The sequence below is a fragment of the Pseudomonas aegrilactucae genome (assembly GCF_019168305.1).
GTDB lineage: Bacteria > Pseudomonadota > Gammaproteobacteria > Pseudomonadales > Pseudomonadaceae > Aquipseudomonas > Aquipseudomonas aegrilactucae.
Window position 1 is genome coordinate 169,328 of the sequence record NZ_JAHTBI010000001.1, and the last position, 26,776, is coordinate 196,103.

Genomic DNA, 26,776 nt, shown 5'->3' on the forward strand with positions numbered 1-26,776 from the left:
CCAAATATAGGCTTTTATATAGTGAAAAGCACTGCCTCTGGATTCCTATACTGCGCCCATCCATGCCTTACACAACAAATGTCGGCGGTGCGCCGCTTCGAGGGATAACAACATGCGAGTTCTGGTACTTGGTAGCGGCGTGATCGGCACCGCCAGTGCCTACTATCTGGCCCGGCAGGGTTTTGAAGTGGTAGTGGTCGACCGCCAGCCGGCGGTGGCCATGGAAACCAGCTTTGCCAATGCCGGCCAGGTCTCGCCCGGTTATGCCTCGCCCTGGGCTGCACCGGGCGTGCCGCTCAAGGCCATCAAGTGGCTGCTCGAGCGCCACGCCCCACTGGCGATCAAGGCCACCGCCGACATCGACCAGTACCTGTGGATGGCGCAGATGCTGCGCAACTGCACGGCCAACCGCTATGCAGTGAACAAGGAGCGCATGGTGCGCCTGTCCGAGTACAGCCGCGACTGCCTCGACGAGCTGCGTGCCGAAACCGGCATCGCCTACGAAGGCCGTACCCTGGGCACCACCCAGCTGTTCCGCACCCAGGCGCAACTGGACAACGCGGCCAAGGACATCGCCGTGCTGGAACAGTCCGGCGTGCCCTACGAGCTGCTCGACCGCGATGGCATTGCCCGCGTCGAGCCGGCCCTGGCCAACGTCACCGACATTCTGGCCGGCGCCTTGCGTCTGCCCAACGACCAGACCGGCGACTGCCAACTGTTCACCACGCGCCTGGCCGAGATGGCCCGCAACCTGGGCGTGGAATTTCGCTTCGGGCAGAACATCGAGCGCCTCGACCATGCCGGCGACCGCGTCAACGGCGTATGGATCGACGGCAAGCTGGAAACCGCCGACCGCTACGTGCTGGCGCTGGGCAGCTACTCGCCGCAGTTGCTCAAGCCGCTGGGTATCCGCGCACCGGTGTACCCGCTCAAGGGCTACTCGCTGACCGTACCGATCAGCGACCCGGCCATGGCGCCCACCTCGACCATTCTGGACGAGACCTACAAGGTCGCGATCACCCGTTTCGACAACCGTATCCGCGTGGGCGGCATGGCCGAGATCGCCGGTTTCGACCTGTCGCTCAACCCGCGTCGGCGCGAAACGCTGGAGATGATCGTCAACGACCTTTATCCTCGTGGCGGTGACCTGGGCCAGGCCAGCTTCTGGACCGGCCTGCGCCCGACCACGCCGGACGGTACGCCGATCGTGGGTGCCACCACGTTGCGCAACCTGTTCCTGAACACCGGTCACGGTACCCTCGGTTGGACCATGGCGTGCGGCTCCGGTCGCTTGCTGGCCGACCTGATAGCGCGCAAGAAACCGCAGATCAGCGCCGAAGGCCTTGATATTTCCCGTTACACCCACAGTCAGGAGACCGCAAAACATGCCAGTCCAGCGCCAGCTCACCAATGAGCGCATGAGCCAGATCGTCACCCATAACGGCACCGTGTACCTCTCGGGCCAGGTGGGCGACGACATGAACGCCGACGTCGGCCAGCAAACCCGCGAGACGCTGGCCAACATCGAGCGGCTGCTGGAACTGGCCGGTACCGACAAGAGCCGTGTGCTGTCGGCGACCATCTATCTCAAGGACATCGACGCGCAGTTCCAGGCCATGAACCAGGTGTGGGACCAGTGGCTGGCAAAAGGCACCGCCCCGGCCCGTGCCACCGTGCAGGCCACGCTGTGCGAGCCAGAGATTCTGGTCGAGATTTCGATCGTCGCTGCCTTGCCGTAATCCGTTATCCCTAACCAGACTGCCAGAAAAGGCTGCCGTCATGCGTCCCGCCCGTGCCCTGATCGACCTTCAAGCGCTGCGTCACAACTACCAACTCGCCCGTGAGCTGACCGGGGCCAAGGCCTTGGCCGTGATCAAGGCCGATGCCTACGGGCACGGCGCGGTGCGCTGCGCCCAGGCGCTGGAGGGCGAGGCCGACGGCTTCGCGGTGGCATGCATCGAGGAGGCGCTGGAACTGCGTGCGGCCGGCATCAAGGCGCCGGTATTGCTGCTCGAAGGGATCTTCGAAGCCAGTGAGCTGGCGCTGATCGCCGAGCACGACCTGTGGTGCGTGGTGCATTCGCTGTGGCAACTGGAGGCCATCGAGCAGGCCGGCCTGACCCGCCCGATCACGGTGTGGCTCAAGCTCGACAGCGGCATGCATCGCGTCGGCCTGCACCCCAAGGATTACCACAGTGCCTACCAGCGCCTGCTGGCCAGCGGCAAGGTGGCGCGCATCGTGCTGATGAGCCACTTCGCCCGTGCCGACGAACTCGACAGCCCGGCCAGCAGCGAGCAGGTGGCGGTGTTCGACGCGGCGCGCCAGGGCCTGAGCGCCGAGATCAGCCTGCGCAACTCGCCGGCGGTGCTCGGCTGGCCACAGGTACCCAGCGACTGGGTGCGCCCGGGCATCATGCTGTATGGCGCCACCCCCTTCGAGGTCGACCAGGCCCAGGCCCGGCGCCTGCAGCCGGTGATGACCCTGGAATCGAAAGTGATCTGCGTGCGTGAACTGCCCGCCGGCGAGCCGGTGGGCTACGGCGCCAAATTCGTCAGCCCGCGCCCCACCCGGGTCGGCGTGGTCGCCATGGGCTATGCCGACGGCTATCCGCGCCTGGCCCCCACCGGCACCCCGGTGCGGGTGGCCGGCAAGCGCAGCCAACTGATCGGCCGGGTGTCGATGGACATGCTGTGCATCGACCTCACCGATGTGCCCGAGGCCGGCCTGGGCAGCCCGGTGGAGCTGTGGGGCAAGCACGTGCTGGCCAGCGACGTGGCGATCCAGGCCGGTACCATCCCGTACCAGATCTTCTGCAACCTGCGCCGGGTACCGCTGGTGTACAGCGGCGATTGAGGTGTCCAGGCAGACGGGCTGCGGGTCGACGTGTTGTAAATACTGAACGCTGTTGCGATGATATCGTTCAATTTCGACCCCACTCGTTCGTTTAGGAGGGCCTAAGCCTTGGACGTCGGTGAACGACTGCAAGCCATTCGCAAGCTCAAGGGCCTGTCTCAACGAGAACTGGCCAAGCGTGCGGGTGTGACCAACAGCACCATTTCGATGATCGAGAAGAACAGCGTGAGCCCTTCCATCAGCTCGCTGCGCAAGGTGCTGGGCGGTATTCCGATGTCGATGGTGGAGTTCTTTTCCGAAGAGCTGCAACCCGAAAACCCGACCCAGATCGTCTACAAGGCCAGCGAGCTGATCGACATCTCCGATGGCGCGGTCACCATGAAGCTGGTCGGCAAGGCCCACCCCAGCCGTGCGATTGCCTTTCTCAACGAGGTCTACCCACCGGGCGCCGACACTGGCGAAGAGATGCTCACCCACGACGGCGAAGAGACCGGCATCCTGCTTGAAGGGCGCCTTGAACTGGTGGTGGGGCTTGAAACTTTCATCCTTGAGGCGGGCGACAGCTACTATTTCGAGAGCACCAAGCCACATCGATTCCGCAACCCCTACGATGAGCCGGCCAGGCTGATCAGTGCGGCGACCCCGGCCAACTTCTAGGCCCGGCGAGCCCGGTGCGCGGCGCGGCTGATTGTCGCGGCTAAACCCCTTTATTCTCTAGGGTTGTTTCGGTGAGGCAGGGTTCCCGTTATACTTGCGCGGCCTGCGAAACCGTGGCCGCGGGCGTGACTAGCCACCATGAGGGTGTACGCGTGAATCTAATCAAGACAATGCTGGCCGTACCAGCAGCGGTAGTAGCCCTATGGGCTGTCAGTGTTCAAGCTGCGACCAACGACGACATCGCCAAGCGGCTGGAGCCGGTCGGTCAGGTGTGTGTGCAGGGGCAGGAGTGCAAGGGTATGGAAGTGGTGGCCTCTGCCGGCGGCGGCGCTGCCAAGACCCCGGACGAGATCATCGCCAAGCATTGCAATGCGTGCCACGGCACCGGCTTGCTGAATGCGCCCAAGATCGGCGACACCGCCGCCTGGAAAGAGCGCGCCGACCACCAGGGTGGCCTGGATGGCATTCTTGCCAAGGCGATCACCGGCATCAATGCCATGCCGCCCAAAGGCACCTGTGCCGATTGTTCCGATGACGACCTCAAGGGCGCCATCAAGAAGATGTCCGGCCTCTAGGCGCCCGACGCTTCACCCGCAAAGCCCGCCACGTGCGGGCTTTGTCGTGTCTGACGCTGGCCATTGCAGCAAACCCGCGCCATGCTCGGTCCAACCCTGGAATCACGGATGCCACAGGAGGCCGAGATGGCGCACCACTGTTCGATCGAGATCGCCGTGGACGAGGTGCTGGCGCGCTTGCCGGCGCATATCCACATGGGCCTGCCGCTGGGCCTGGGCAAGCCCAACCGCTTCGTCAATGCGTTGTATGCGCGGGTGCGTGCACTGCCCGAGCGACGGCTGACGATCTACACCGCCCTGAGCCTGGGTCGGCCGGGCCTGGGCGACGGCCTGCAGCGGCGGTTTCTGGAGCCCTTCGTGGCACGCGTATTCGCCGACTACCCCGAACTCGATTACCTGCACGACCTGCGCCGTGACCAGTTGCCCGCCAACATCCGTGTCGAGCAGTTCTTCATGCAGCCGGGCAGCCTGCTGCACAGCCACATGGCGCAGCAGGACTACGTCAGCAGCAACTACAGCCATGCGGCGCGCGATATCAATGCCAAGGGCCTGAATCTGGTGGCGCAGATCGTCGCGCAATCGCCCGAGCGCCCCGACCACCTGAGCCTGAGCTGCAACCCCGACATCACCCTCGACCTGCTGCCGATGATCGCGCGCCGCCGTGCGGCCGGCGAGACCATCCTGATGCTGGGCCAGGTGCACGCCGAGTTGCCCTACATGCCGGGCGACTCGGAGCTGGCGCACAGCGCTTTCGACCTGTTGATCGATGCCCCTGAAACCACCCGGCTGTTCTCCACGCCGAACATGCCGGTGACCACCCAGGACCACTTCATCGGCGTGCACGCCAGCACCCTGGTACGCGATGGCGGCACCCTGCAGATCGGCATCGGTGCCATGGGTGACGCCCTGGCGGCGGCGCTGCTCGCACGTCAGGCCGATGCGCCGGAGTATCAGGCCTTGCTCGCCGACCTGGACCTGGCGCCGTGGCAGGCGCTGATCGAGCGCGAAGGCGGCACTGCGCCGTTTGCCCTGGGGCTGTACGGCTGCAGCGAAATGTTCGTCAACGGGCTGCTGGCACTGGTCGAGGCAGGCATCGTGCGTCGTCCGGTGGGCGATGGGGTGCTGGTGCATGGCGGGTTTTTCCTGGGGCCGCAGGCGTTCTACCAGCGGTTGCGCGAGATGTCGCTGGCGCAGCGCCAACGCTTTGCCATGAGTGCCATCAGCTACATCAACGAGCTGTACGGCGACGAGGCACTCAAGCGTGAGCAGCGTCGCGATGCGCGCTTCATCAACACGGTGTTCAGCATGACCCTGATGGGCGCCGGGGTCGCCGACCAGCTCGAGGATGGGCGGGTGCTGAGCGGAGTCGGCGGGCAATACAACTTCGTCGCCCAGGGCCATGCACTGGAAGGTGGGCGCTCTGTCCTGCTGCTGCGCAGCTGGCGCGAGGCGGGCGGGCAGGTCAGTTCCAACCTGTTGTGGACCTATGGGCATTGCACCATCCCGCGGCATTTGCGCGACATCGTGGTGACCGAGTACGGCATCGCCGACCTGCGTGGGCAGACGGATGCCGAGGTGATTGCGCGGCTGTTGGCGATCAGCGACTCGCGGTTCCAGGGCGAGCTGATGGAACAGGCGAAAAAGGCCGGCAAGCTGGCGCAGGATTTCGTGCTGGATGTGCGCTTTACCGAGAATACGCCCCAGCGACTGGACGCGTTGCGTGCGCGGCATGCGCGGTTGTTTGCCGAGTACCCGCTGGGCAGCGATTTCACGGCCGAGGAGAAGGACCTGCTGCGCGCGCTGAACTGGCTCAAGAGCACGTTCAAGTTGAGCGAGGTGCTGGAGCTGGGCAAGGCGGCCCTGGATGCGCCGGGGCCCGAGGCGTATCCCGCGCATGTGCTGCGCATGGGGCTGGATGAACCGGATGGGCTGAAGGAGGAGCTGTACCAGCGGCTGTTGCTGGCAGGGTTGCAGGCTACTGCGTCCGCTTGAAACCGCTTTCGCTGGCAAGCCAGCTCCCACAGGGTCATCAGAGATCTCGAGATCTGCACTGTACCTGTGGGAGCTGGCTTGCCAGCGAAGAGGCCCGTGCGGTCTTACTCGATGAAACTGACCACACCGCCTTCCAGCGACTTGACCCGCGCCAGCGACTCAACGCGGTAGCCCTGGCTGTCCAGCTCGGCACGCCCGCCCTGGAACGACTTCTCGATCACGATACCCAGCCCGGCCACGGTCGCGCCGGCCTGCTTGATGATCGAGATCAGCGCCTGCGACGCCTTGCCGTTGGCCAGGAAGTCGTCGATCACCAGTACGCGGTCGCTGCTGTTCAGGTGACGCGGCGAAATCGCCACGGTGTTCTCGGTCTGCTTGGTGAACGAGTACACCGACGCCACCAGCAGGTTCTCGGTCAGGGTCAGCGACTGGTGCTTGCGCGCGAAAATCACCGGCACGCCCAGCTTCAAACCGGTCATCACCGCCGGGGCAATGCCCGAGGCTTCGATGGTGACGATCTTGGTCACGCCCGCATCCGCAAACCGACGGGCGAATTCGTCGCCAATCAGTTGCATCAGCGCAGGGTCGATCTGATGGTTGAGAAACGCATCGACTTTGAGAACCTGATCGGAAAGCACGATGCCTTCTTCGCGAATCTTCTGGTGCAGTGCTTCCACTGGTGTAATTCCTCGATGTAGCCAAAAGGCCCCGGCAGCACGCCAGGGCAAAGGTGGATTATATCTAGCGTTTGAGCATGGCGCGGATATCGGCCAGGGCCGTATTGCCGCGCACGGCTTTGACTTCCGTGGGTGTATCGTCCATGCCTTCCCAGGCCAGGTCGTCATCGGGCAGTTCATCGAGGAAGCGGCTGGGCGCGCAATCGATGATCTCGCCGTACTGCTTGCGCTTGGCGGCGAAGGTGAAGGCCAGGGTCTGACGCGCGCGGGTGATGCCCACGTAGGCCAGGCGGCGTTCCTCTTCGATGGTGTCAGCCTCGATGCTGGAGCGGTGCGGGAGGATTTCCTCTTCCATGCCCATGATGAACACGTAGGGGAACTCCAGGCCCTTGGAGGCATGCAGGGTCATCATCTGCACGCCTTCGGCGCCGTCTTCCTCTTCCTGCTGACGTTCGAGCATATCGCGCAACACCAGCTTGCCGATGGCTTCCTCGATGGTCATGCCGCCTTCTTCGTCCTTTTCGAGGGTGTTCTTCAACGCCTCGATCAGGAACCAGACGTTGCCCATGCGAAAGTCTGCGGCCTTGTCACTGGAGCTGTTGGTGCGGATCCAGTTCTCGTAGTCGATGTCGGTCACCATGCTGCGCAGCGCGGCGATCGGGTCCTCCAGTGCGACCTGCTCGCGCACCCCGTCCATCCAGCGTTTGAAGCGCTGCAGGCGGTCGGTGAAGCGGCTGTCCAGGTGCTCGCCCAGGCCCAGCTCCTCGCTGGCGGCGTACATCGACACCTTGCGTTCGGTGGCGTAGTTGCCGAGCTTTTCCAGGGTGGTGGAGCCGATTTCGCGGCGCGGCACGTTGATCACGCGCAGGTAGGCGTTGTCATCGTCCGGGTTGACCAGCAGGCGAAAGTACGCCATCAGGTCCTTGACTTCCTGGCGGCCGAAGAAGCTGTTGCCGCCTGAGAGCCGATAGGGGATCTGGTGGTGCTGCAGCTTCAGCTCGATCAGCTTGGCCTGGTAGTTGCCGCGGTAGAGGATGGCGAAATCGCTGTACGGGCGGTCGGTGCGCAGGTGCAGGCTGAGAATTTCCATGGCCACGCGCTCGGCCTCGGCTTCCTCGTTCTTGCAGCGGATCACGCGGATCTCGTCGCCATGGCCCATCTCGCTCCACAGCTGCTTTTCGAACGCATGCGGGTTGTTCGAGATCAGCACGTTGGCGCAGCGCAGGATGCGGCTGGTGGAGCGGTAGTTCTGCTCCAGCATCACCACCTTGAGCGACGGGTAGTCATCCTTGAGCAGCATCAGGTTTTCCGGCCGTGCGCCGCGCCAGGCGTAGATCGACTGGTCGTCGTCGCCCACCACGGTGAACTGGTTGCGCGTGCCGATCAGCATCTTCACCAGCAGGTACTGGCTGGCGTTGGTGTCCTGGTATTCGTCCACCAGCAGGTAGCGCACCTTGTTCTGCCATTTTTCGAGGACGTCGGCGTTGTCCTGGAACAGCTTGACCGGCAGCAGGATCAGGTCGTCGAAGTCCACCGCATTGAACGCCTTGAGCGTGCGCTGGTAGTGCGCATAGACGATGGCGGCGGTCTGTTCCTTGGGGTTGCGCGAGTTTTCGAGCGCCTCGGGGGGCAGGATCAGGTCGTTCTTCCAGGCGCCGATCATGTTCTTGATCTCGTCGACGCCGTCGTCCCCGGAATACTCCTTCTGCATGATGTCGGTCATCAGGGCCTTCACATCGGTCTCGTCGAAGATCGAGAAACCCGGTTTGAAGCCCAGCCGTTCATGCTCCTTGCGAATGATGTTCAAACCAAGGTTGTGGAAGGTCGACACTGTCAGGCCGCGCCCCTCACCACCACGCAGCAGGGTGCCGACGCGCTCCTTCATCTCGCGCGCGGCCTTGTTGGTAAAGGTCATGGCGACGATGTACTGGGCACGGATGCCGCAGTTCTGGATCAGGTGGGCGATCTTGCGCGTGATCACGCTGGTCTTGCCGGAGCCAGCACCGGCGAGCACCAAAAGAGGGCCGCCGACGTAGCTCACGGCTTCCTGTTGCCGGGGGTTGAGTCGGGACATGACGTTAACCGGAGGTCGCTGAAAAATAGCCGGGCATTTTAGCAGGCGCAGCGCAATTGTGCCGCGACCGTCTGACAGTGTGACGCAGCACGCGATCTTAATTTGCCGGTTTTGCTACTTTCGCGCAGGATGCGTGGCGAAATGCTGCGGGAACACGACGATGGAATGTCACGAGTTAAAGTGAAAACCATTTACATTTAATGGTTTAGGATCAAGCATCTCGTTCTTAACCGTCATTGACTGCGTTCTCGTACTAAGGAGCCAGCTTGTCTACGCTTGTCGAACCGTTGCGTCTGCTCCTGCTGGCCGAGGGCCCAGAATGGGCTGCAGCCCTTGAGCAATGCCTGCCATCACTGGCAAGCGGCGCCGTGCTGGTGACTGCACCGAGCTGGGAGTCGGTCGACAGCCTGTTTGCGCGTGAGCGCAATGCACTGGTACTGGCCACCCCGGACCGCCAGCCGGCCCCTGGTCGCTGTGACTTGCCGATGGTGTTGCTGCTGGAGCAGGAGCCGCTGCAGGCACCGCCTGGGGTGAGCGACTGGCTGGTGCGCGACCAACTGAACGCCGACATGCTGCGCCGTTGCCTGCGCCATGTGCGCGAGCGTGGTGTGCTTGAAGCCACCCTGCATCGCCTGGCCGAACAGGACCCGCTCACCGGCATCGCCAACCGCCAGGGTTTTCAGACCCTGCTGACGGCGCGCCTGGCCGAGAACGAAGGCCGAGGCGTGGCGCTCGGGCACCTGGACCTTGACAACTTTCGCTACGCCAACGACGCCCTCGGCCACCAGGCCGGCGACCGCCTGATCCTGCAGGTGGTCGGCCGGCTCAAGAACCAGCTGGAAGCGGGCGACCAGGTCGCGCGCCTGGGCAGCGACGAATTTGCCCTGCTGATCGATACCCGGCGTGAGCCGCAACGCGCCGAGTGGATGGCCGAGCGCATCACCGAGGCGCTGGCCGAACCCTACTGGATCGACGGCGAGAGCCTGCTGCTGGGCTGCAGCCTGGGCGTGGCGCATGCACGGGCGCAAGCGGGGGCCGACCCCCTGATGTGGCATGCGCACATTGCCATGCAGCAGGCCAAGAGCACCCAGGGCTGCACCTTCCACATCTTCAACGAACGCATCAACCGCAACGCGCGCAGCCTGGCCGACCTTGAAAGCGAGTTGCGCCGGGCGTTGCGCCGTGACGAACTGGAGCTGCATTACCAGCCGCGCCTGGACCTGGCCGATGGACGCATCGTCGGCCTGGAGGCGCTGGTGCGCTGGCGCCATCACGAACGCGGGTTGCTGGCGCCCAGCGAGTTCGTGCCGCTGGCCGAGCAGAGCGGGTTGATCGTGCCCTTGGGGTACTGGGTGATCTCGCGGGCGCTGCGTGACATGCAGGCGTTGCGCGAGCAGGGCCTGGCGCCGTTGCACATGGCGGTCAACCTGTCGTTTCGCCAGTTCCAGGACAGCCAGCTGCTGGCAACGCTGGGGCGTCTGATCGTGGAGCGCGGGGTGGATGCGCGCTGGCTGGAGTTCGAGCTGACCGAAACCGCGGTGATGCGGCGCAACGACCTGGTCAAGCAGACCATGGATGCGCTGGGGCGGTTGGGCGTGCGCTTTTCGCTGGATGACTTCGGCACCGGCTTTTCGTCGTTCGTGCACCTGAACAGCTTGCCGATTGCCTTGCTCAAGGTCGACCGCAGCTTTGTCGGCGGCATGGAGCAGCGCGAAGAGAACCGCAAGCTGGTACACGCCATGATCAACCTGGCGCACAACCTCAACCTGGAGGTGGTGGCCGAAGGGGTCGAGACGCCGGAGCAACTGGCGTTGCTGCGCAGCTTTGGCTGTGACCAGGTGCAGGGTTACCTGATCAGCCGGCCGCTGCCGATCGAGCAACTGGTGGAGTACCTGGTGCGTGGCGCAGGGCAGGGCGCTGTAGCGCTCTGAGCGCTGGCCTGGGTCGTCTGCTTCGCTGGCAAGCCAGCTCCCACAGGAACATCACAGGCCTCAAGAGCAGTGCTATCCCTGTGGGAGCTGGCTTGCCAGCGAAGCGGCCCTCAAGGTTGTGCCGAGGCCTGTGCTACCGGCGAGCTGCCCAGCATCCGCTTCATCCGCCATTCAAACGCCAGCGTCAGCCCCACCGCCGCACAGGCCAGCCCCAGCGCCAGCCCCCACCACACCCCGACCGCACCGCCGCCCAGCGGGAAGGCGAACACCCACGCTGCCGGCGCGCCGATCAGCCAGTAGCAGCCAAGCCCCACCAGAAACGTGGTCTTGGCGTCCTTGAGCCCGCGAATCGAGCCCATCGCGATGGTCTGGATGCCGTCGAACAGCTCGAACCACGCCGCCACCATCAACAGGCTCACCGCCATGCGGATCACCTCGGCGAAGGCCGGGTCGTCACGGTCCAGGAACAGCCCCACCAAGGGTTCGGGCATCAGCCAGAACAGCAGCGAAAAGCCCAGCATCATGGCCGCGCCAAAGCCGATCCCCACACGCCCGGCCTGGCGTGCCGCCAGCAGCCGCTCGGCACCGTAGTGCAGCCCTACGCGCATGGTCACCGCATACGACAGGCCGGCCGGGATCATGAACGCGGTCGAGACGATCTGCAGCGCGATCTGGTGCGCGCCCAGGTCGGCGGTACCCATGGTGCCAATGCACAGCGCGGCAAAGGCAAACAGCCCGACCTCCACGGTGTAGGTGCCGCCAATCGGCAACCCCAGGCGCCACAGCTCGCGCAGGGCCGGCAGGTGGGGCCGGCCCAGGCCCTGGCGAATCGGGAACGCGGCGTACGCCCGGTGGTGGCGGATGTACAGCGCCAGGGCCACGGCCATGGCATTGGCCACGAGCGCGGTCACCAGGCCAATGCCCATCAGCCCCAGCCTGGGCAGGCCGAACATGCCTTCGATCAGCGCATAGTTGAGCAGAAAGTTGACCAGCGTTCCGACCAGGCTGATCACCATCACCGGCGATGAACGCCCCAGCGCACTGGTGAAACCGCGCAAGGCCATGAAGCTCAGGTAGCCGGGCAGGGCCAGCGGCAGCACCAGCAGGAACTGGCTGGCGAACGCTACGTTGCTTGGCGTCTGGCCCAGCATCAGCAGCACCGGTGACAGGTTCCACAGCACCAGCGCGGCGACGATCGCCATGCCCCACGCCAGCCACAGCCCCGCCTGGGTCAGGCGCGTGGCGCCGGGGTTGTCGCCTGCGCCCTGGCGAATCGCGACCAGGGTGCCGACGGCGGCGATCACGCCCAGGCAGAAGATCGACACGAACGAATAGCTGGCCGCACCCAGCCCGCCGCCGGCCAGTGCCTCGGGGCTGATCCTGGCCATCATCAGGGTGTCGGTGAGCAGCATCAGCATGTGCGCCAACTGCGAGGCGATCAGCGGCCCGGCAAGCCGTAGCAGTGCCTTGAGTTCGGTAAAGGGCGCAGCCTGCATGACACAGCTCCTGGATAAGGGTGGGGCAAGCTCGCAATTCTGGGGGGTTGGCGGCAGCGGCACAAAAGGATAAAAACGATGGTTGGCATGAGTAAAACTCATGCGAGTATGATCGCCCCAAGCGTTTTGCATACCCTCGGAGTAACCGCGCATGTCACGTCGTTTGCCGCCTCTGTATGCCTTGCGGGCCTTCGAGGCTGCTGCGCGGCACAGCTCCTTCACCCGCGCGGCGGATGAGTTATCGATAACCCAGAGCGCCGTCAGCCGGCACATCCGCACGTTGGAAGCGCACTTTGCCTGCCGGCTGTTCGTGCGCAGCGGGCGCACCCTGCAACTGAGCGAAGCCGCGCGCCTGCTGCTGCCCGGCGTGCGTGAAGGGTTTGCCGCACTGGAGCGTGGGTGCAATACCCTGCACAGCGAAGACGGTGTGATCCGCATGAAGGCGCCGTCGACCCTGACCATGCGCTGGCTGCTGGCGAGCCTGAGCCGCTTTCGTCATCTGCAGCCAGGCAATGAGGTTCAGCTCACCAGTGCGTGGATGGACGTCGACCATGTCGACTTCAACCACGAGCCTTTCGATTGCGCGGTGTTGCTGGGCGACGGGCATTTCCCGCCCGACTGGCAGGTCAGCCTGCTGTTCCCGGAACTGCTGATTCCGGTGGGTGCGCCCACCCTGCTGAGCGAACCTGCGCTGGACGCGCAGCGCCTGGCCGCCTGCGAGCTGCTGCACCCCACGCCCGACAAGCGCGACTGGCGCAGCTGGCTGGCGCACATGGGGCTCACCGAGCAGGTCTCGCTCAAGGGCGGGCAGGTGTTCGACACTCTGGAGCTGGGCATGATCGCCGCCGCGCGCGGCTATGGCGTGTCGATAGGCGATTTGCTGATGGTCGCCGAAGACGTGGCCCAGGGCCGCCTGAGCTTGCCGTGGCCCACGGCGGTCGCCAGTGGCCTGAACTACTATCTGGTGTGGCCAGCGACCCGCTCGGGCGGCGAACGCCTGCGTCGTCTTGGCGACTTCCTGCAAGGCGAAGTGCAGGCCATGACGCTGCCAGAGGTAGATATTCTGGGGGTAACAGCACTCAATATCGGCGAATGACCGTTTGCGCAGAATATCCCTGTGACACGCTCAAGTAATTCGCACGGCCGCCGAATCAGTGGTTCGAGAGCCACGAATAGAATGGCTCCGACTTCCCCTTGCCGACGGTGCAGCGCGATCAGGACGATCCCGGCCCCGATCCAGGAGCTCCCATGTCCCAACCCCGTGCCCGAATTGCGTCGCAGCTCGGTATCGCCCTGGCCGCCGTGCTGGCGGTGGTGATTACCGGCAGTACCCTGTTTGCCCTGCGCTCGCTCGACAGCGCCAACCTGATCACCCGCCAGGAACACCTGGCCAGTGAAGCGCGCCTGCTGGCCGACCAGCTCAATACCTTCCATAGCACCCTGCGCGACAGCACCCAGCGCCTGAGCGGGCTGTTCGAAAAACGCTTTGCCGGCGGCCTGCAGCTCAAGGCCGACACGACCGTGACGGTGGCGGGCGTCGCCACGCCGGGGCTGTCCCTGGGCGAACATGTACTGAACAACGACTTCAGCGAGGTCGACGAGTTTCGTCAGATGACCGCCGGGGTGGCCACGGTATTCGTGCGCAGCGGTGAGGACTTCATCCGTATCAGCACCTCGCTGACCAAGCAGGACGGCAGCCGTGCCATCGGCACCCTGCTCGACCGCCAGCACCCGGCCTATGCACGCCTGATGGCGGGGCAGCCGTACGTGGGCCGGGCGCTGCTGTTCGAGCGCTCGTACATGACTCAGTACACCCCGGTGCGCGACAGCGGCGGGCGGGTGATCGCGGTGCTGTTCGTCGGCTTTGACTACACCGATGCGCAGAACGCCCAGTTCGACAACCTCAAGCGTTTCCGTATCGGCCAGACGGGCTCGCTGGCGTTGCTGGACGAGCAGCAGCGCTGGCTGGTGGCGCCGGCCGGCGTGAAGGACCCTGAGCAGGCTGCCCGGCAACTGGCCGGGTTTGCCACGCATGCGGGTGAGGGGCGCTTCTGGAATGACGGTGCCGAAGACCTCTACAGCGTGGCCATGCCGTTTGCCGGCGGCCCGTGGACGGTACTGGCGAGCATGCCCAAGGCGGAGATTCGCGCCGTGACCTGGAGCGTGGGCGCGCGCCTGGCAATCGGCAGCCTGTTGTCGATGGTGCTGGCGGTGGGTGCTACCTTGTGGCTGCTGCGTCGCAAGCTGCGCCCGCTGGCCGACCTCGTGCGCCAGGCCGAAGCCCTCGGTGCTGGTGACCTGGGCGCTCGCCTGGAGGTGTCCAGCCACGATGAAATCGGCCAGTTGGCGCGCAGCTTCAACCAGATGAGCGAGTCGCTGGCGACCACCGTGCTGCACATTCGGGATGCCTCGCAGCAGGTCAGCCAGCGCGCCCAGGCGCTGGCGGGGCTGTCGTCGGGGGCGTGCGAAGGCATGGAGCAGCAGTCGGGCGAGATCACCAGCATGGCCGGTGCCGTGGAAGAGTTCAGTGCCACCTCGCTGAACATCGCCGACAACATGGGCAGCACCGAGCGCATGGCCCAGGACAATGCGCAGCAGACGCGCATCGGCCGTGCGTCGATGGACGAAGCCTCGACCTCGCTGCAGCAGATTGCCCAGGCGCTGGGCAGCACGGCCAAGGTGATCGACACCCTGGGCATGCGTTCGCAGGAGATTGGCGGCATTGTCGGCACCATTACCTCGATTGCCGAGCAGACCAACCTGCTGGCACTCAACGCGGCCATCGAGGCCGCGCGGGCGGGCGAGCAGGGGCGTGGGTTCGCGGTGGTGGCCGACGAGGTGCGCAACCTGGCGGCGCGCACCCGTGAGGCCACCGACGAGATCTCGGGCATGATCGGCAGCATCCAGCAGGAAACCGGCAATGCCATCAGCACCATGGAGCAGGGCAACCGCTTGATGGAGGATGGCTTGCAGCGCAATGCCAAGGTGGCCGAGGCGCTGGCGCGCATCGACGAGCAGAGCCGTTCGGCGGGGCAGCAGTTTGCCGCGATCACCACGGCGACCCAGGAACAGAGCAGTACCGCGACGATGCTCAGCAGCAACTTGCAGAGCATTGCCCTGGCCAACAGCGAGCAGCGTGAAGTGGCGGCCAACCTGGCGGCCACGGCGCGTGAGCTGGAAAGTCTGGCGGGGCAGTTGCGCGCGGAAGTGGGGCGCTTTCAGGTAGGGCACTGAGGTGCGCTGAAGGGCCCCTTCGCTGGCAAGCCAGCTCCCACACTCAGGGTCACCCTGCCCCTGTGGGAGCTGGCTTGCCAGCGAAGCTTTTAAATCAGCCCAGGCAGGTCCAGTGCCTGCGCACACGCTGCCAGCGAACGCCGCTCGCTCTCGGCATACAGCGCCAGCTCATCCTGCACAGCCTTGCCCAGCGCCTGTTCGAACGCGGCGCGGTTGGCATTGCTGCCGTACTCGCTCTGCGCGCCTTCGCCCAGGTTCGACTGGAAGATCCCCGCCGCACTTACCGGCAGGAAGTCTTCGTACACCAGCGCCTCGAAGTGCACATGCCCGGCCGCGATCAACGCGTCCAGCGAGGTTGGTCGCGCAGCCGCTGCCCGTGCGCTCAAGCCACGCTCGGTCGGGAAATAGCGAAAGTACGCCAGCCCCTGTTCACGCATCTGCGCCAGGTCATCGGGGAACGCCTCGAAGCGCTTGCCCAGCAAGCCCATGTAACGCTCGGCATTGGCCTCGGCCGGCACGCCGCCCAGGTCGGCCCGCGCCGCATCCAGCAACTGGTCGTACAGCACACGCCCCTTGGGCGTCAGCGCCGCGCCGCGCTGCTCGATCTCGCCAAAGCGCGCGGTATGGCTGCCGCCCTCGGCCCCCTGCTGGTCGGTGAACGCAACACGCTCCTGCAAGGCCTTGAAGCTGGTCTGGCGCAACAGGATCGGGCAACGGCGCGGTGGCGGGCCCTCGATCACGGCTTTGGGTGGGATGCCCTTGGTCGGCATGCCGAGCTGAATCGCGTCGATATCCAGCGTGCGCGGCGTCAGGTGGTTGATATGCGGGCCCTTGAACGCCACCACGTCGGCAATCAGGCGGTGCTGATCGTGCAGTTGCCGGTATTGCTCGGCGGTCACCGTGGCGTCGTGGTGCCAACGGAAGGTGTGCAGGGCTTCATTGACGAACGCTTCGGCATCCTGCGCGTTCAAGCCACCGTCGGTCTCGAACTGTGCGATCAGTTGCAGCGCCCGCGGGGTGAAGATCTGCCGCCTGGCCAGGATCGAGGCGGCCAGTTCACGCAGCGCCGGGTTGTCGATCAGTTCCAGGCGCAGCAGCGAGGTGAACACGCGAAACGGGCTGACGTGCAGCGACTGTTCATGCACCGCGCGAAACGCGGTGGAGTGCACCGGCACGCCGGCCGAACTGAGGTCGTAGTAACCCACCGGGGACATGCCCATCACCGCGAACAGGCGGCCGATGGTCGCCAGCTCCTGGGCCGTGCCGACGCGGATGGCGCCGTGGCGCTCCTGGTCCAGGCGTTCGATCTCGCCGGTCCAGCGCAGCGCCTCGGCTACCTCGGGCAGCTGCGTCATCACCTGTTGGTTGATCTCGCTCACCAGGTCCAGCAGGGTGCCGTACAACGGCACCTCCTGCTTGTACATGAGCGACATGGCCGCGGAAAACCGGGCGCGAATGCTGTCCGGGCTGACGAAATCTTGAGCGGGCATCGAAAGCTTCCTGAGGGTAAAAATCACCCTTACATGAAAGCGAGGAATGCAGGCCCGGCACAAGCGAAAAAAAAGTCGAGCGGTCATTCCTGCAATTCAGGATGTGGGGGTCGCCACCTGCTCGCGAATCCATTCCACCAGGCTGCGCACCTTGGGCACCTCGGCGGCGTGCTCGGCGAACGCCACAAAGTGCGCGCCGCTGCTCTTCATTGCGTACTGCCAGGGCATCACCAGCTTGCCGTCGGCCAGCTCCTGTGCCGCCAGGTAACGCGGCACCAGCGCCACGCCGCAGCCGGACTGCGCCGCGCCCAGGCACATATAGAAGGTGTCGAAGCGCGGCCCATGGTAGCTGTTGGCCGAATGCAGGCCCTGTTCCAGAAACCATTCATGCCAGGCCTGCGGGCGCGAGGTGCTTTGCAGCAGCACCAGCTCGGCCAGCTCGCTGGCGTCGTTCAGGGTACGGCCCTGCAGCAGTTCCGGTGCGCACACCGGCACCACTTCCTCGCCGAACAGCTCGATGCAGGTAGCCCCCGGCCAGGTGCCCTGGCCATAGAAGAACACCACGTCGGCGGTGTTGTGCAGCAGCGCGAAGGGTTCCATCTCGTTGCGGATATCCAGGTGTATATTCGGGTAGCGCTTGCCGAAGCCCTTCAGGTGCGGGATCAGCCAGCGCACGCCGAAGCTGGGCTGGGTGGCCACCTTGAGCACTTCGGTCTGCTCGCCGTAGGACAGGATATAGCGGCTCGACATGTCCACCTGCGTGAGGATCTTGTCCACCTCGGCCAGGTACAAGGCGCCGGCCGGGGTCAGTTGCAGGCGTCGGCGGATGCGCAGGAACAGGTGGTGGCGCAGCATCTCTTCGAGTTGCGCGACCTGTTTGCTCACCGCGCTCTGGGTCAGGTGCAGCTCCTGGGCGGCGCGGGTGAAATTCAGGTGCCGGGCCGCGGCTTCGAAGCATTGCAGGGCCGCCATCGAGGGCACCAGACGTTTGGACATAGCGGTCGTACTCATCCGTCGAACCATTACCTGGCGGAATGATGTGCAGAATAAAGGTCGTTTGTAGCGCCAGAGTGATCGGATTAATACTGATCCCATCACCAATTACAACCACTCACCGCCTTGCAGGAGAAGAAAATGGTTGATGGATTGCTCGCCCGCCTGGGTGTACCGGCCTCTGCCTACACCGATGGCAACCATCCCGTTCACACCCCGATCGACGGCAGCGCAATCGCCTCGGTGCACCTGGAGTCCAAGGCTCAGGTACTGGGCAAGATCGAACAGGCCGAACAGGCCTTCCTGGCCTGGCGCAACGTGCCGGCCCCGCGTCGCGGTGAGTTGATCCGCCTGTTTGGCGAAGTGCTGCGTGAGCACAAGGCGCAACTGGGTGAGCTGGTTTCGATCGAAGCCGGCAAGATCACCCAGGAAGGCCTGGGCGAAGTGCAGGAAATGATCGACATCTGCGACTTCGCTGTAGGCCTGTCGCGCCAGCTGTACGGCTTGACCATCGCGTCCGAGCGCCCCGGCCACCACATGCGTGAAACCTGGCACCCGCTGGGCGTGGTCGGCGTGATCAGCGCCTTCAACTTCCCGGTCGCCGTCTGGGCGTGGAACACCACGCTGGCCCTGGTGTGCGGCAACGCGGTGATCTGGAAGCCGTCCGAAAAGACCCCGCTGACCGCCCTGGCGTGTCAGGCACTGTTCGAAAAAGCCCTGAAAGCCTTTGGTGAAGCACCGCAAGGCCTGGCGCAACTGATCATCGGTGACCGTGACGCTGGCCAGGTACTGGTCGACGACCCGCGTGTGCCGCTGGTGAGCGCTACCGGCAGCACCCGCATGGGCCGTGAAGTCGGCCCGCGTGTGGCTGCACGTTTCGGCCGCAGCATCCTGGAGCTGGGTGGCAACAACGCGATGATCCTGGCGCCGAGTGCCGACCTGGACCTGGCCGTGCGCGGCATCCTGTTCAGCGCCGTGGGTACTGCCGGGCAGCGTTGCACCACCCTGCGTCGCCTGATCGTGCACCGTTCGATCAAGGATGAAGTGGTCGCGCGGGTCAAGGCTGCCTACGCCAAGGTGCGCATCGGTGATCCGCGCCAGGACAACCTGGTCGGCCCGCTGATCGACAAGGGCTCGTTCACCGCCATGCAGGACGCCCTGGCACGTGCACGTGATGAAGGCGGCAGCGTGTTCGGCGGCGAGCGCCAGTTGCAGCAGCAGTACCCGAATGCCTACTACGTGACCCCGGCGATTGTCGAAATGCCTGGGCAGACCGAGGTGGTGCGCCACGAGACCTTCGCGCCGATTCTCTACGTGCTGGCGTATGACGAATTCGATGAAGCGCTGCGCCTGAACAACGAAGTGCCACAGGGCCTGAGCTCGTGCATCTTCACCACCGACCTGCGTGAGGCCGAGCGCTTCCAGAGTGCGGCGGGCAGTGACTGTGGTATCGCCAACGTCAACATCGGCACCAGCGGTGCAGAGATCGGTGGCGCGTTCGGTGGCGAGAAGGAAACCGGCGGTGGCCGTGAGTCGGGTTCCGATTCGTGGAAGGCCTATATGCGCCGTCAGACCAACACCGTGAACTACTCGCGCGAGCTGCCGCTGGCGCAGGGCATCGTGTTCGACTGATCACCGCGTCGGCCTCTTCGCTGGCAAGCCAGCGCCCACAGGGTTTTCACTGGCCTTGGAAGCAGTGGGATACCTGTGGGAGCTGGCTTGCCAGCGAAGGGCACACCGCCAATCCAAGGCCAACCAACGGAGCCGGCCATGACCGACCTGCGTCAAGAATGTCTGTGGGAGTTCGTCACCCCGCCTGCGGCGCCCGCCGCGGCATTGGCGGCCGAGATCAAGGCAGATGTGTGCGTGATCGGCGGTGGCATCACCGGCCTGTCGGCCGCCATCCACCTGCTCGAACAAGGCAAGTCCGTGGTGCTGCTGGAGGCCCGTGTCATTGGCCATGGTGGCTCGGGGCGCAACGTCGGGCTGGTGAACGCCGGCACCTGGATCCGCCCCGACGATGTCGAGGCCACCCTGGGCCAGCAACAGGGCAGCCGCCTGAACAAGGTACTTGGCGAGGCACCGGCCGAGGTGTTCGCGCTGATCGAGCGCCTGGGCATCGATTGCCAGGCACGCAACGAAGGCACCCTGCACATGGCGCACAACGCCAGTGGCGTGGCCGACCTGCAGTCGCGTCACCAGCAATGGAGCCGACGCGGTGCCGATGTGCAACTGCTGACCGGCGCGCAATGCCAGGAGTACTGCGGTACCGACAAGATTTCCGCCGCGCTGCTCGACCGCCGCGCCGGCACCCTCAACCCGATGGGCTATACCCGTGGTCTGGCCGCTGCCGTGCGGCGCCTGGGCGGGCACCTGTTCGAACAGTCCGGCGTGACCGGGCTGGCCCGCGAAGGCAGCGGCTGGCAGGTGAAAACCGCGCAGGGCGCGGTCAGCGCCGACAAGGTGGTGATCTCCACCGGCGCCTACACCGAAGGCGACTGGACCGACCTGCAAAAGCACTACTTCCGTGGCTATTACTACCAGGTGGCGTCCAAACCCCTGCACGGCGCGGCGGCCGACAATGTGCTCAAGCATGGCCAGGGCTCGTGGGACACGCGCACGGTGCTCAGCAGCATCCGTCGCGACGACCAGGGCCGCCTGCTGCTGGGCAGCATGGGCCGGGTCGACAACAAGCCGGCGTGGTTCGTGCGCAGCTGGGCCGACCGCATCCAGAGCCACTACTTTCCGCAACTGGGCAAGGTCGACTGGGAGATGCACTGGACCGGCTGCATCGACTTCACCCCCGACCACCTGATGCGTCTGTTCGAGCCGGCGCCGGGCATCGTCGCGGTCACCGGCTACAACGGCCGCGGCAACACCACCGGCACGGTGATCGGCAAGGCTTTCGCGCAGTATCTGCTGCACGACAACCCGGACGCGCTGCCTCTCCCGTTCGCGCCGATGAAACCGGTGTCGGCGCCGTTGCTGCGCACCGGTGTCTACGAAACCGGCTTCTCGCTGTACCACGCCGGCCAATGCCTGCGCGTGCTGCTGTAACCGCTATGGGATCACTTGTTGTGCAGCCAGCTGAGGAAGCCACCTTTCTTGATGGCTGCCGGTTTCTGCAGCAGCAGTGACTGGCTGGCCTGCTGGCGAAAGCGCGCCAGCTTGCTCAGCGCAGCCTTCACTTCGCCGCGCTGTTCCAGGCAACTGCGCACATCGTCCTTGTCGATGCGGTAGAGCAGGCAACTGCTCAGGCTGCGAAACTCGGCATAGGACGACTCGCCATCGAGCAGGCCCTCGACCCCCAGCACTTCGCCCGGGCCCATGCGCCCGGCTTCCACCGATCTGTCGCCATCGCGAATCGCCGCCGAGACCACGCCGGTGCCGATCACCAGCACGTGCGGGCTGGCGTCGCCGACGCCCAGTATCACCTGGCCGGCCAGGTACTCCACCGGCACCATGCGCTGGCTGAGGCTGTCCTTTTCGTCGTTGCCGAGCGAGCGGAAGATGCGCACGTCTTCGAGCAGGCTGCGTTGGCGGCTCCACGGGCGCGGTGTGCTGTCAGCATTCCACACCACGCCGGCGGCCTGCAGGTGGCGGTGGGCCAGGTCGAACAGCAGGTTGCGCACCTCGCCTTTCTTGCCCATGTCGCTGACGAAACCGCTGGCTTCGTACTCCACCGATTCGAGCGTGGTGGCCTTGATCGTCACCTTGGGTGCGGGCGTGGCCAGCAGTGCACTGCTGCCCTGCAGGGTTTTTTCCAGCGCATCGAGCACCCGCCGCGGGCGTACCTGGGCTGGCACCACCACGCTGATCGAGACCCCGTGCACATCGCTGGGGCGGCTGAAATTGAGCAGCTTGGCCTTGGCTGCCACCGAATTGGGAATCACCGCCATGCTGCCGTTGCCGGTGAGCAGGCGCGTGGCGCGCCAGTCGATGTCGATCACCTTGCCTTCGGTGCCGTCGATGGAGATCCAGTCATCGATCTGGTACGGCCGCGTGGTGTTCAGCACGATGCCTGAGAACACGTCGCTCAGGGTGCTCTGCAAGGCCAGGCCGATCACGATCGCCATCACCCCGGAGGTGGCCAGCAGGCCCTTGACCGGCAACTGCATGACGTAGGCTGCGGCGGCGACGATGGCCACCAGGAAGATCAGTGCCCCCAGTACGTCCTGCAACAGGCGCCCGGTGTGGCCGCTGCGGGCGATCAGCATCAGGCCGAGCACCACGGTGAGGGTGCGTGCGGCGAACAGCCACCAGGCAATTTCCAGCACCGTGGCCATCAGGTTGCGTGCCACGTCGTCGGCCCACGGCGCCGGTTGCAGCGGGCTCATGCCGGCGCTGATCAGCACCGCGCTGAACAGCATGAACGCCACCAGACGTGCGGCGATGCGCCAGTTGCGCCGCTGCAGCGGGATCGCCCGCCACACCAGCAGGTCGATCAGCAACAGGCTGGCGCTGAGCAGCAAGGGGTAGGTGTGAAGGAATGTGAGCATGCCGGTCTCGGTCGGGTGGGCTACTGCCAGTAAAGGCAGGTTGAAAGCCATTATCAACAACACTTTTTTTTGATAGGACTGGATCCAATCAGTAGTGTCGATTAGCCTTCACCGCCATCATGAATGCCTTTTCGCGCGACCGCGCTCACTAAATGGACTTAAGGGTGCCCCCTTTGCAGAACATCCCCCAAATTCGCCTGCAACTTCGTGAATGGGTTCGTACCGAATCGTTCGATGAACTGAATCGCTACTTCGACACCCTTGAGGCTGAGTGGGCAATCGCCGCGCCTGGCAGCCACCATTATCTCGACACTGCCCGCACGGGCACGCTGTTCGATTTCAGTGTGACCCCGGCCAGCGACATTGCGCGTTTTTTTCAAGCCTGGATAGCCGCCTGCCCGGATGCCTTCCACCCGCGTCTGTTCATGGGCAGTTTCTGCTTCGGTCGCGCGGGCAACATCCGTGGCACCGGCTGGGCCGACAGCGTGACCGAAGACTGCTGGCTGGGGGCTGCGCTGGCGTGCGAGCTGTCGGCCACGCACCTGCTGGCAGCCATCGAGCGCTCGCCGCGGCCGGTGGCGGCCGGTGTCACCCTGATGGAACTGTGCGCGCACTTTCGTGAGCCGGCATGGTTGAATGAATTGTTCCGTGGCCAGCCAGCCAGGCGCATGGCCAGCGACGATCAGGACCCCGAGTTGCTGGAGATGGCGGTGGAGCACCTGGCGCGCTATGGCCTGGTGCCTTTGCAGGAGGCCCCCGAGGCGTTGCCGGCGGGCTTGCCACAGCGTGAAGCGCACGAGTTGGACCAGGGCCAGGATTACTGGCTGCACCGGGTGATTGGCTGGCGTGCGGATTGCCTGGAGGCGTTGCAGAGCTACGCCAACTACCTGCTGCCGCGCTGGGGCGGCAGCCATGAAGACATCGAAGGCTTTGCCACCGGCCCGCTGTGCGCCGCGCTGAACGAGGCGCAGCGCAATGTGATTCGCTGGGTAGCGTTCTCTGACATCCACGAGTATTTCCCGGCCAAGGAGGAGTTCAACGCGGCGCGCGAGGTCCTGGCCGACTACGAAGCCTGGCTTGAGCGCGATCTGCTGCCCTTTTACCGAGGTTGCGCGCTGGGCGATTTTGCGCATTTTTGCGCGTATTCGCTGGACAACCCCACGCGTTCGATGCAAATGCACGTCGCCAGCGTGCAGGCATTTCCCGAGGGCAGCTACTATCGCCAGATCGAGGGGCCGTTCGGCGCCTTCCTCCACCTCGTGGTGGTCAACAACATGGCCGACGAGACGGGTGCGTTCAGGACCGCCGTGGAACGCATGTGCGCCATGAACGAGCATGGCGTGCCGTTGGCGATCAAGGCGCTCGGTCACCAGTTCGGCCTGTGGGGCTTCGACAAGCAGCCGCAACAGGTTGCCGACCTGCTCGAGCGTGCTCAGGTGCTCGGTCTGCGCGACCTGGGCGAAACCGGCCTGGACATCGTCAGCCTGCCCGCACGCGTATGGTGGGGCGGCCATCATGACGAAAGCTACTACCTGGCCCTGCAATGGGCCGAGCGTGGCCTGCCGGGTGCCGCCTTCTTCCTGCATGAGATCCACAGCGGACGGCTGGACGATGTACCGCAGCGCTACCTGGATGACGCCGAGAACCTTCGCTGGCTGCAGCAGGGCGCGCAGCAGGGTTGCCCTCGAAGCATGTTCAACCTGGCCTGGAGAAAGCTGTTCGACGACGAGCTGGACATGACCGTGCGCGCCCACTTCGATGAGGTGGTGCAACTGTTCGAAGGCGCCCGAGAGTCGTCGAAGGCCGAGCTTCGCGCGCGTATCCGCATCGGCATCCTGCTGCGCGACTACGGCACTGTCGAAGAACAGGAAACCGGCGTGCAGTACCTGCGTTCGCTGGTGGATTGCGATGACGACTGGGTGGCGGCACGCACCTGTGCCGAGATTGCACTGGCTTACCTGCACGGTCGCGGGGTGACGAAAAGTCGCTTTGCCGCGATGGAGTGGGCACAGCATGGGGTAAACCAGGCACCGGATAACGAAGGCATTCAGGAAGTCCAATACGAGGTGCTCAACTCCCACAGCCTGGTCAAGACACTCGTTACGTCTGTGGGCGCGTTCCTGGGCCGCGGCAAGGTCGGCGCAGAGGACCTTCCACCCAAGCCGGCGCAGTAAGCTGATGGACGCACTGCAACGTTTGCGCATCCGTGCCTGGCTGCTGCTGGGCAACGGGTTTCTGCTGGGAGTCGGCGTGCTGCTGTGTGCGTTGCCGCTGTTGATGTACCTGTGGTGGCACGGCGTGGCTGGGTTGGTGGTGGGGTTCCTGACCCTGCCTGCCGCGCTGTTTGGCGTCAGCATGCTCAAGGTGCCGTTCACCGTCCGTGCAGACTCCAGCGAAGATGGCATCGCGCTGGAGGCGGCGGATGCGCCGCAGCTGTTCGAGCAGATCGAGCGAATTCGCCTGGCACTGGGAGCACCGCCGCTGGACGCGGTGTACCTCAACGACGAGTTCAACGCGAGCATTCGCCAGCACCATGTACTGGGCCGCAAGACCCGCAACGTGATGTGGCTGGGCCTGCCGCTGCTCGACACCCTGTCGCCCCAGGCGTGCGCCGCGATCCTGGCGCACGAGTGCGCGCACATCGCCCATAGCCATGGGCGCTACGCCAGCCGGGTGTATTTCGCGCGCTTGCAATGGAAGGCGGCCGGCGAGCGGCTGGACTTGCACCGCTCGCTCTCGAGTGCGCCGCTGCGCCTGTTCGTGGGCTGGTATGTGCCGCGCTTTCTGGCACTGAGCCTTGACTTCGCCAGGCGCTGCGAGTACCAGGCCGATGCCGAGGCGGCCCGCGCCTGCGGCGTCGAGGCGATGCGCGAGGCACTGGTGGGGCTGGCCCTGCAGGACCGGGCCATGGACCAGTCGTTCTGGCCGTCGGTGTTTCTGGCGGGCAGCACCACACCGTTGACGGACTTGGCCGGGCGTGGCCCGCTCGACCTGCCCGCGGATATCGCCGAGGCGCGTAGCTGGCTGCATGGCGCGTTGTGCCGCGAGACCGACGACACCGACACGCACCCGGCGTTGAGCGACCGCCTGGCCGCCCTGGGCGGTGCGCCGGATCAGCCCGACGCAGCGCTGGTGTGGCAACGCAGCCAGCCAAGTGCGGCGCAAGCTTGGCTGGGCGAGCAGCACCTGGGCCTGGCGCAGCGCCTGGACGCGCAACGCGCCGAGGACAATGCGCGGTGCTGCGAGCGGGCGCGTGAGGCGCAGGCGGCACGGGTGGCCGAGCAGCATGACCTGCTGCGCAAGCGACGCCTGCGCGCCTTGACCAGCGAGGAGATCGCGCGCCTTGCCTGGTTGTACCGCACCCTCGACATGGCCGGCGAAGAAGCGATGACGCTGCTGGAGGAGGCGTTGCGCCAGGCACCTGATACACCGGCGCTGCGCTACCAGTTGGCCGAGTGTCATGTGCTGGCTGGCAGAACAGAGGCGGCCGTGGCGTTGTGGCGGCAGGTGGCCGAGCAGCCTGGTGCACTGCAACTGCACAGCTTGCGCAAGCTGAGCGTGCTGGCCCTGCGCAGCGATGATCGTGCTGCGGCGCAGCACTACCGGCGTGAGGCCGATGCCCTTCAGCGTGCAGGTAGTGCCGAGGGGGAAGAGGGCGAGTGGATCGCCCACGACCTGGTGCCGGTGGAGCGCAACAACCTGATCGAAACCCTGGCGCCGCTGTTCAGCCTGGCCACTGGCGTGTGGCTGGTGCGTGAGGCCGGGGCCCGGCGTTATGTGCTGCTGGTGCTGAGCGCGTCTTCACTGACATCGCGGGTGATCAGGCGCCTGACCGGTGAGCCTGACTACGTGCAACGTGATTGCCAGCACTTGCTCAATCGCCTGCTGCCGCGCATTCGGCTGGACGTGGAAGCGGTCATGCTGTCGACGGGCGATGCACGCCTGGTGCACTGCTCGGAAGCGGCGCGGCTTCGCTTGAGCGCGTTGGTGTAACCCTTCTGGCGGGCCGCTCTGGCCCGCCTGTTCCCCGATCCCTTCGAGACAACGCTTCTGAGTCGGTAGCTCGAAAGTGGTCGATTTGCCACGTGACAATCGTTCACAAAATAGAACGCTAAATCCAGTTTTCGCTATCTAGCGCACCAAAGGTCTTGGTTTTAATCTTTACTCAACAACGCGAAACACCCCACTGATTCGAAACCAAACCACCTTCTGGAGCACGACCATGACCGCATTCAAATACAACCGCCTGAACAAAGATGACGCTGCCGTACTGCTGGTCGACCATCAGGCTGGCCTGCTGTCGCT

General features: G+C 65.0%; 19 protein-coding genes and 1 pseudogene. 14 read left to right on the forward strand and 6 right to left on the reverse strand.

All coding sequences use genetic code 11. The features are described 5' to 3' along the window. The first annotated feature begins 112 nt into the window (after window positions 1-112). The 6 genes from dadA (at window position 113) to KUO17_RS00860 (ending at window position 6,077) form a co-directional block, all read left to right on the forward strand. A complete protein-coding gene (dadA, locus tag KUO17_RS00835; protein WP_217973160.1) occupies window positions 113-1,414 on the forward strand; it encodes a D-amino acid dehydrogenase in 1,302 nt (433 codons plus the stop codon). Beyond that, complete coding sequence (locus KUO17_RS00840; protein ID WP_217973161.1) at window positions 1,386-1,739, forward strand: RidA family protein; 354 nt, start codon at window positions 1,386-1,388, stop codon at window positions 1,737-1,739. Before dadA ends, KUO17_RS00840 begins: the two co-directional genes overlap by 29 nt. Before the next feature lie 40 nt (window positions 1,740-1,779). Beyond that, entirely contained in the window at window positions 1,780-2,853 is a 1,074-nt protein-coding gene (gene alr, locus KUO17_RS00845; protein ID WP_217973162.1) for an alanine racemase, read from the forward strand. A gap of 108 nt (window positions 2,854-2,961) precedes the next feature. Continuing rightward, window positions 2,962-3,510 carry a cupin domain-containing protein gene (locus KUO17_RS00850; protein ID WP_163941853.1) on the forward strand — a complete coding sequence of 183 codons (549 nt, stop codon included), beginning with the start codon at window positions 2,962-2,964 and terminating at the stop codon, window positions 3,508-3,510. 170 nt (window positions 3,511-3,680) lie between these two features. After that, window positions 3,681-4,085: a c-type cytochrome gene (locus KUO17_RS00855; protein ID WP_217973180.1), complete on the forward strand. Its 405-nt coding sequence runs from the start codon at window positions 3,681-3,683 to the stop codon at window positions 4,083-4,085. Between the two features lie 126 nt (window positions 4,086-4,211). Continuing rightward, window positions 4,212-6,077 (forward strand): acetyl-CoA hydrolase/transferase C-terminal domain-containing protein, encoded by a 1,866-nt coding sequence (locus KUO17_RS00860; RefSeq protein ID WP_217973163.1) that lies wholly within the window; start codon window positions 4,212-4,214, stop codon window positions 6,075-6,077. 104 nt (window positions 6,078-6,181) lie between these two features. Here KUO17_RS00860 and KUO17_RS00865 read toward each other — a convergent pair whose 3' ends face one another. Together KUO17_RS00865 and rep are read right to left on the reverse strand one after the other, a co-directional pair. Beyond that, window positions 6,182-6,754: a xanthine phosphoribosyltransferase gene (locus KUO17_RS00865; RefSeq protein ID WP_163941856.1), complete on the reverse strand. Its 573-nt coding sequence runs from the start codon at window positions 6,752-6,754 to the stop codon at window positions 6,182-6,184. Window positions 6,755-6,818: 64 nt separating this feature from the next. Continuing rightward, entirely contained in the window at window positions 6,819-8,828 is a 2,010-nt protein-coding gene (gene rep, locus KUO17_RS00870) for a DNA helicase Rep (protein WP_217973164.1), read from the reverse strand. 266 nt (window positions 8,829-9,094) lie between these two features. On the opposite strand from rep, the gene KUO17_RS00875 reads away from it, so the two are divergent. Next, entirely contained in the window at window positions 9,095-10,759 is a 1,665-nt protein-coding gene (locus KUO17_RS00875) for a putative bifunctional diguanylate cyclase/phosphodiesterase (RefSeq protein WP_217973165.1), read from the forward strand. 110 nt (window positions 10,760-10,869) lie between these two features. Here KUO17_RS00875 and KUO17_RS00880 read toward each other — a convergent pair whose 3' ends face one another. Next, window positions 10,870-12,255: a NorM family multidrug efflux MATE transporter gene (locus KUO17_RS00880; protein WP_217973166.1), complete on the reverse strand. Its 1,386-nt coding sequence runs from the start codon at window positions 12,253-12,255 to the stop codon at window positions 10,870-10,872. 151 nt (window positions 12,256-12,406) lie between these two features. Here KUO17_RS00880 and KUO17_RS00885 point away from each other — a divergent pair, with 151 nt between their 5' ends. Together KUO17_RS00885 and KUO17_RS00890 are read left to right on the forward strand one after the other, a co-directional pair. Continuing rightward, window positions 12,407-13,351, forward strand: a complete 945-nt coding sequence (locus tag KUO17_RS00885; RefSeq protein WP_217973167.1) for a LysR substrate-binding domain-containing protein — start codon at window positions 12,407-12,409, stop codon at window positions 13,349-13,351. A 152-nt stretch (window positions 13,352-13,503) separates the two neighbouring features. After that, window positions 13,504-15,489: a methyl-accepting chemotaxis protein gene (locus KUO17_RS00890; protein WP_217973168.1), complete on the forward strand. Its 1,986-nt coding sequence runs from the start codon at window positions 13,504-13,506 to the stop codon at window positions 15,487-15,489. Between the two features lie 89 nt (window positions 15,490-15,578). On the opposite strand, the gene hglS is transcribed toward KUO17_RS00890, so the two are convergent. Together hglS and KUO17_RS00900 are read right to left on the reverse strand one after the other, a co-directional pair. Continuing rightward, a complete protein-coding gene (hglS, locus tag KUO17_RS00895; protein WP_217973169.1) occupies window positions 15,579-16,979 on the reverse strand; it encodes a 2-oxoadipate dioxygenase/decarboxylase HglS in 1,401 nt (466 codons plus the stop codon). Window positions 16,980-17,075: 96 nt separating this feature from the next. Beyond that, on the reverse strand, window positions 17,076-17,975 hold the full coding sequence (locus tag KUO17_RS00900; protein ID WP_217973181.1) for a LysR family transcriptional regulator: 900 nt from the start codon (window positions 17,973-17,975) through the stop codon (window positions 17,076-17,078). A gap of 138 nt (window positions 17,976-18,113) precedes the next feature. Between KUO17_RS00900 and amaB the strand changes: the two genes are divergently transcribed. Together amaB and amaA are read left to right on the forward strand one after the other, a co-directional pair. Beyond that, on the forward strand, window positions 18,114-19,604 hold the full coding sequence (gene amaB, locus KUO17_RS00905; protein WP_217973170.1) for an L-piperidine-6-carboxylate dehydrogenase: 1,491 nt from the start codon (window positions 18,114-18,116) through the stop codon (window positions 19,602-19,604). Window positions 19,605-19,742: 138 nt separating this feature from the next. Continuing rightward, window positions 19,743-21,029 (forward strand): L-pipecolate oxidase, encoded by a 1,287-nt coding sequence (gene amaA, locus KUO17_RS00910; protein ID WP_217973171.1) that lies wholly within the window; start codon window positions 19,743-19,745, stop codon window positions 21,027-21,029. Window positions 21,030-21,040: 11 nt separating this feature from the next. On the opposite strand, the gene KUO17_RS00915 is transcribed toward amaA, so the two are convergent. After that, window positions 21,041-22,471: a mechanosensitive ion channel family protein gene (locus KUO17_RS00915; RefSeq protein ID WP_217973172.1), complete on the reverse strand. Its 1,431-nt coding sequence runs from the start codon at window positions 22,469-22,471 to the stop codon at window positions 21,041-21,043. A 173-nt stretch (window positions 22,472-22,644) separates the two neighbouring features. Between KUO17_RS00915 and KUO17_RS00920 the strand changes: the two genes are divergently transcribed. The 3 genes and pseudogenes from KUO17_RS00920 to KUO17_RS00930 all read left to right on the forward strand — a co-directional run. Beyond that, window positions 22,645-24,645: a DUF4034 domain-containing protein gene (locus tag KUO17_RS00920; protein WP_255263330.1), complete on the forward strand. Its 2,001-nt coding sequence runs from the start codon at window positions 22,645-22,647 to the stop codon at window positions 24,643-24,645. A 4-nt stretch (window positions 24,646-24,649) separates the two neighbouring features. Continuing rightward, window positions 24,650-26,464, forward strand: a complete 1,815-nt coding sequence (locus KUO17_RS00925; protein WP_217973174.1) for a M48 family metalloprotease — start codon at window positions 24,650-24,652, stop codon at window positions 26,462-26,464. A gap of 229 nt (window positions 26,465-26,693) precedes the next feature. After that, window positions 26,694-26,776: pseudogene (locus KUO17_RS00930) on the forward strand (hydrolase); the annotation flags it as partial.

Bases quoted from the DNA above. Each gene is read 5' to 3' on its own strand.
- dadA (WP_217973160.1), top strand. From the start codon at position 113: ATGCGAGTTCTGGTACTTGGTAGCGGCGTGATCGGCACCGCCAGTGCC.
- KUO17_RS00840 (WP_217973161.1), top strand. From the start codon at position 1,386: ATGCCAGTCCAGCGCCAGCTCACCAATGAGCGCATGAGCCAGATCGTC.
- alr (WP_217973162.1), top strand. From the start codon at position 1,780: ATGCGTCCCGCCCGTGCCCTGATCGACCTTCAAGCGCTGCGTCACAAC.
- KUO17_RS00855 (WP_217973180.1), top strand. From the start codon at position 3,681: ATGCTGGCCGTACCAGCAGCGGTAGTAGCCCTATGGGCTGTCAGTGTT.
- KUO17_RS00860 (WP_217973163.1), top strand. From the start codon at position 4,212: ATGGCGCACCACTGTTCGATCGAGATCGCCGTGGACGAGGTGCTGGCG.
- rep (WP_217973164.1), bottom strand. From the start codon at position 8,828: ATGTCCCGACTCAACCCCCGGCAACAGGAAGCCGTGAGCTACGTCGGC.
- KUO17_RS00880 (WP_217973166.1), bottom strand. From the start codon at position 12,255: ATGCAGGCTGCGCCCTTTACCGAACTCAAGGCACTGCTACGGCTTGCC.
- KUO17_RS00885 (WP_217973167.1), top strand. From the start codon at position 12,407: ATGTCACGTCGTTTGCCGCCTCTGTATGCCTTGCGGGCCTTCGAGGCT.
- KUO17_RS00890 (WP_217973168.1), top strand. From the start codon at position 13,504: ATGTCCCAACCCCGTGCCCGAATTGCGTCGCAGCTCGGTATCGCCCTG.
- hglS (WP_217973169.1), bottom strand. From the start codon at position 16,979: ATGCCCGCTCAAGATTTCGTCAGCCCGGACAGCATTCGCGCCCGGTTT.
- KUO17_RS00900 (WP_217973181.1), bottom strand. From the start codon at position 17,975: ATGTCCAAACGTCTGGTGCCCTCGATGGCGGCCCTGCAATGCTTCGAA.
- amaB (WP_217973170.1), top strand. From the start codon at position 18,114: ATGGTTGATGGATTGCTCGCCCGCCTGGGTGTACCGGCCTCTGCCTAC.
- amaA (WP_217973171.1), top strand. From the start codon at position 19,743: ATGACCGACCTGCGTCAAGAATGTCTGTGGGAGTTCGTCACCCCGCCT.
- KUO17_RS00915 (WP_217973172.1), bottom strand. From the start codon at position 22,471: ATGCTCACATTCCTTCACACCTACCCCTTGCTGCTCAGCGCCAGCCTG.
- KUO17_RS00925 (WP_217973174.1), top strand. From the start codon at position 24,650: ATGGACGCACTGCAACGTTTGCGCATCCGTGCCTGGCTGCTGCTGGGC.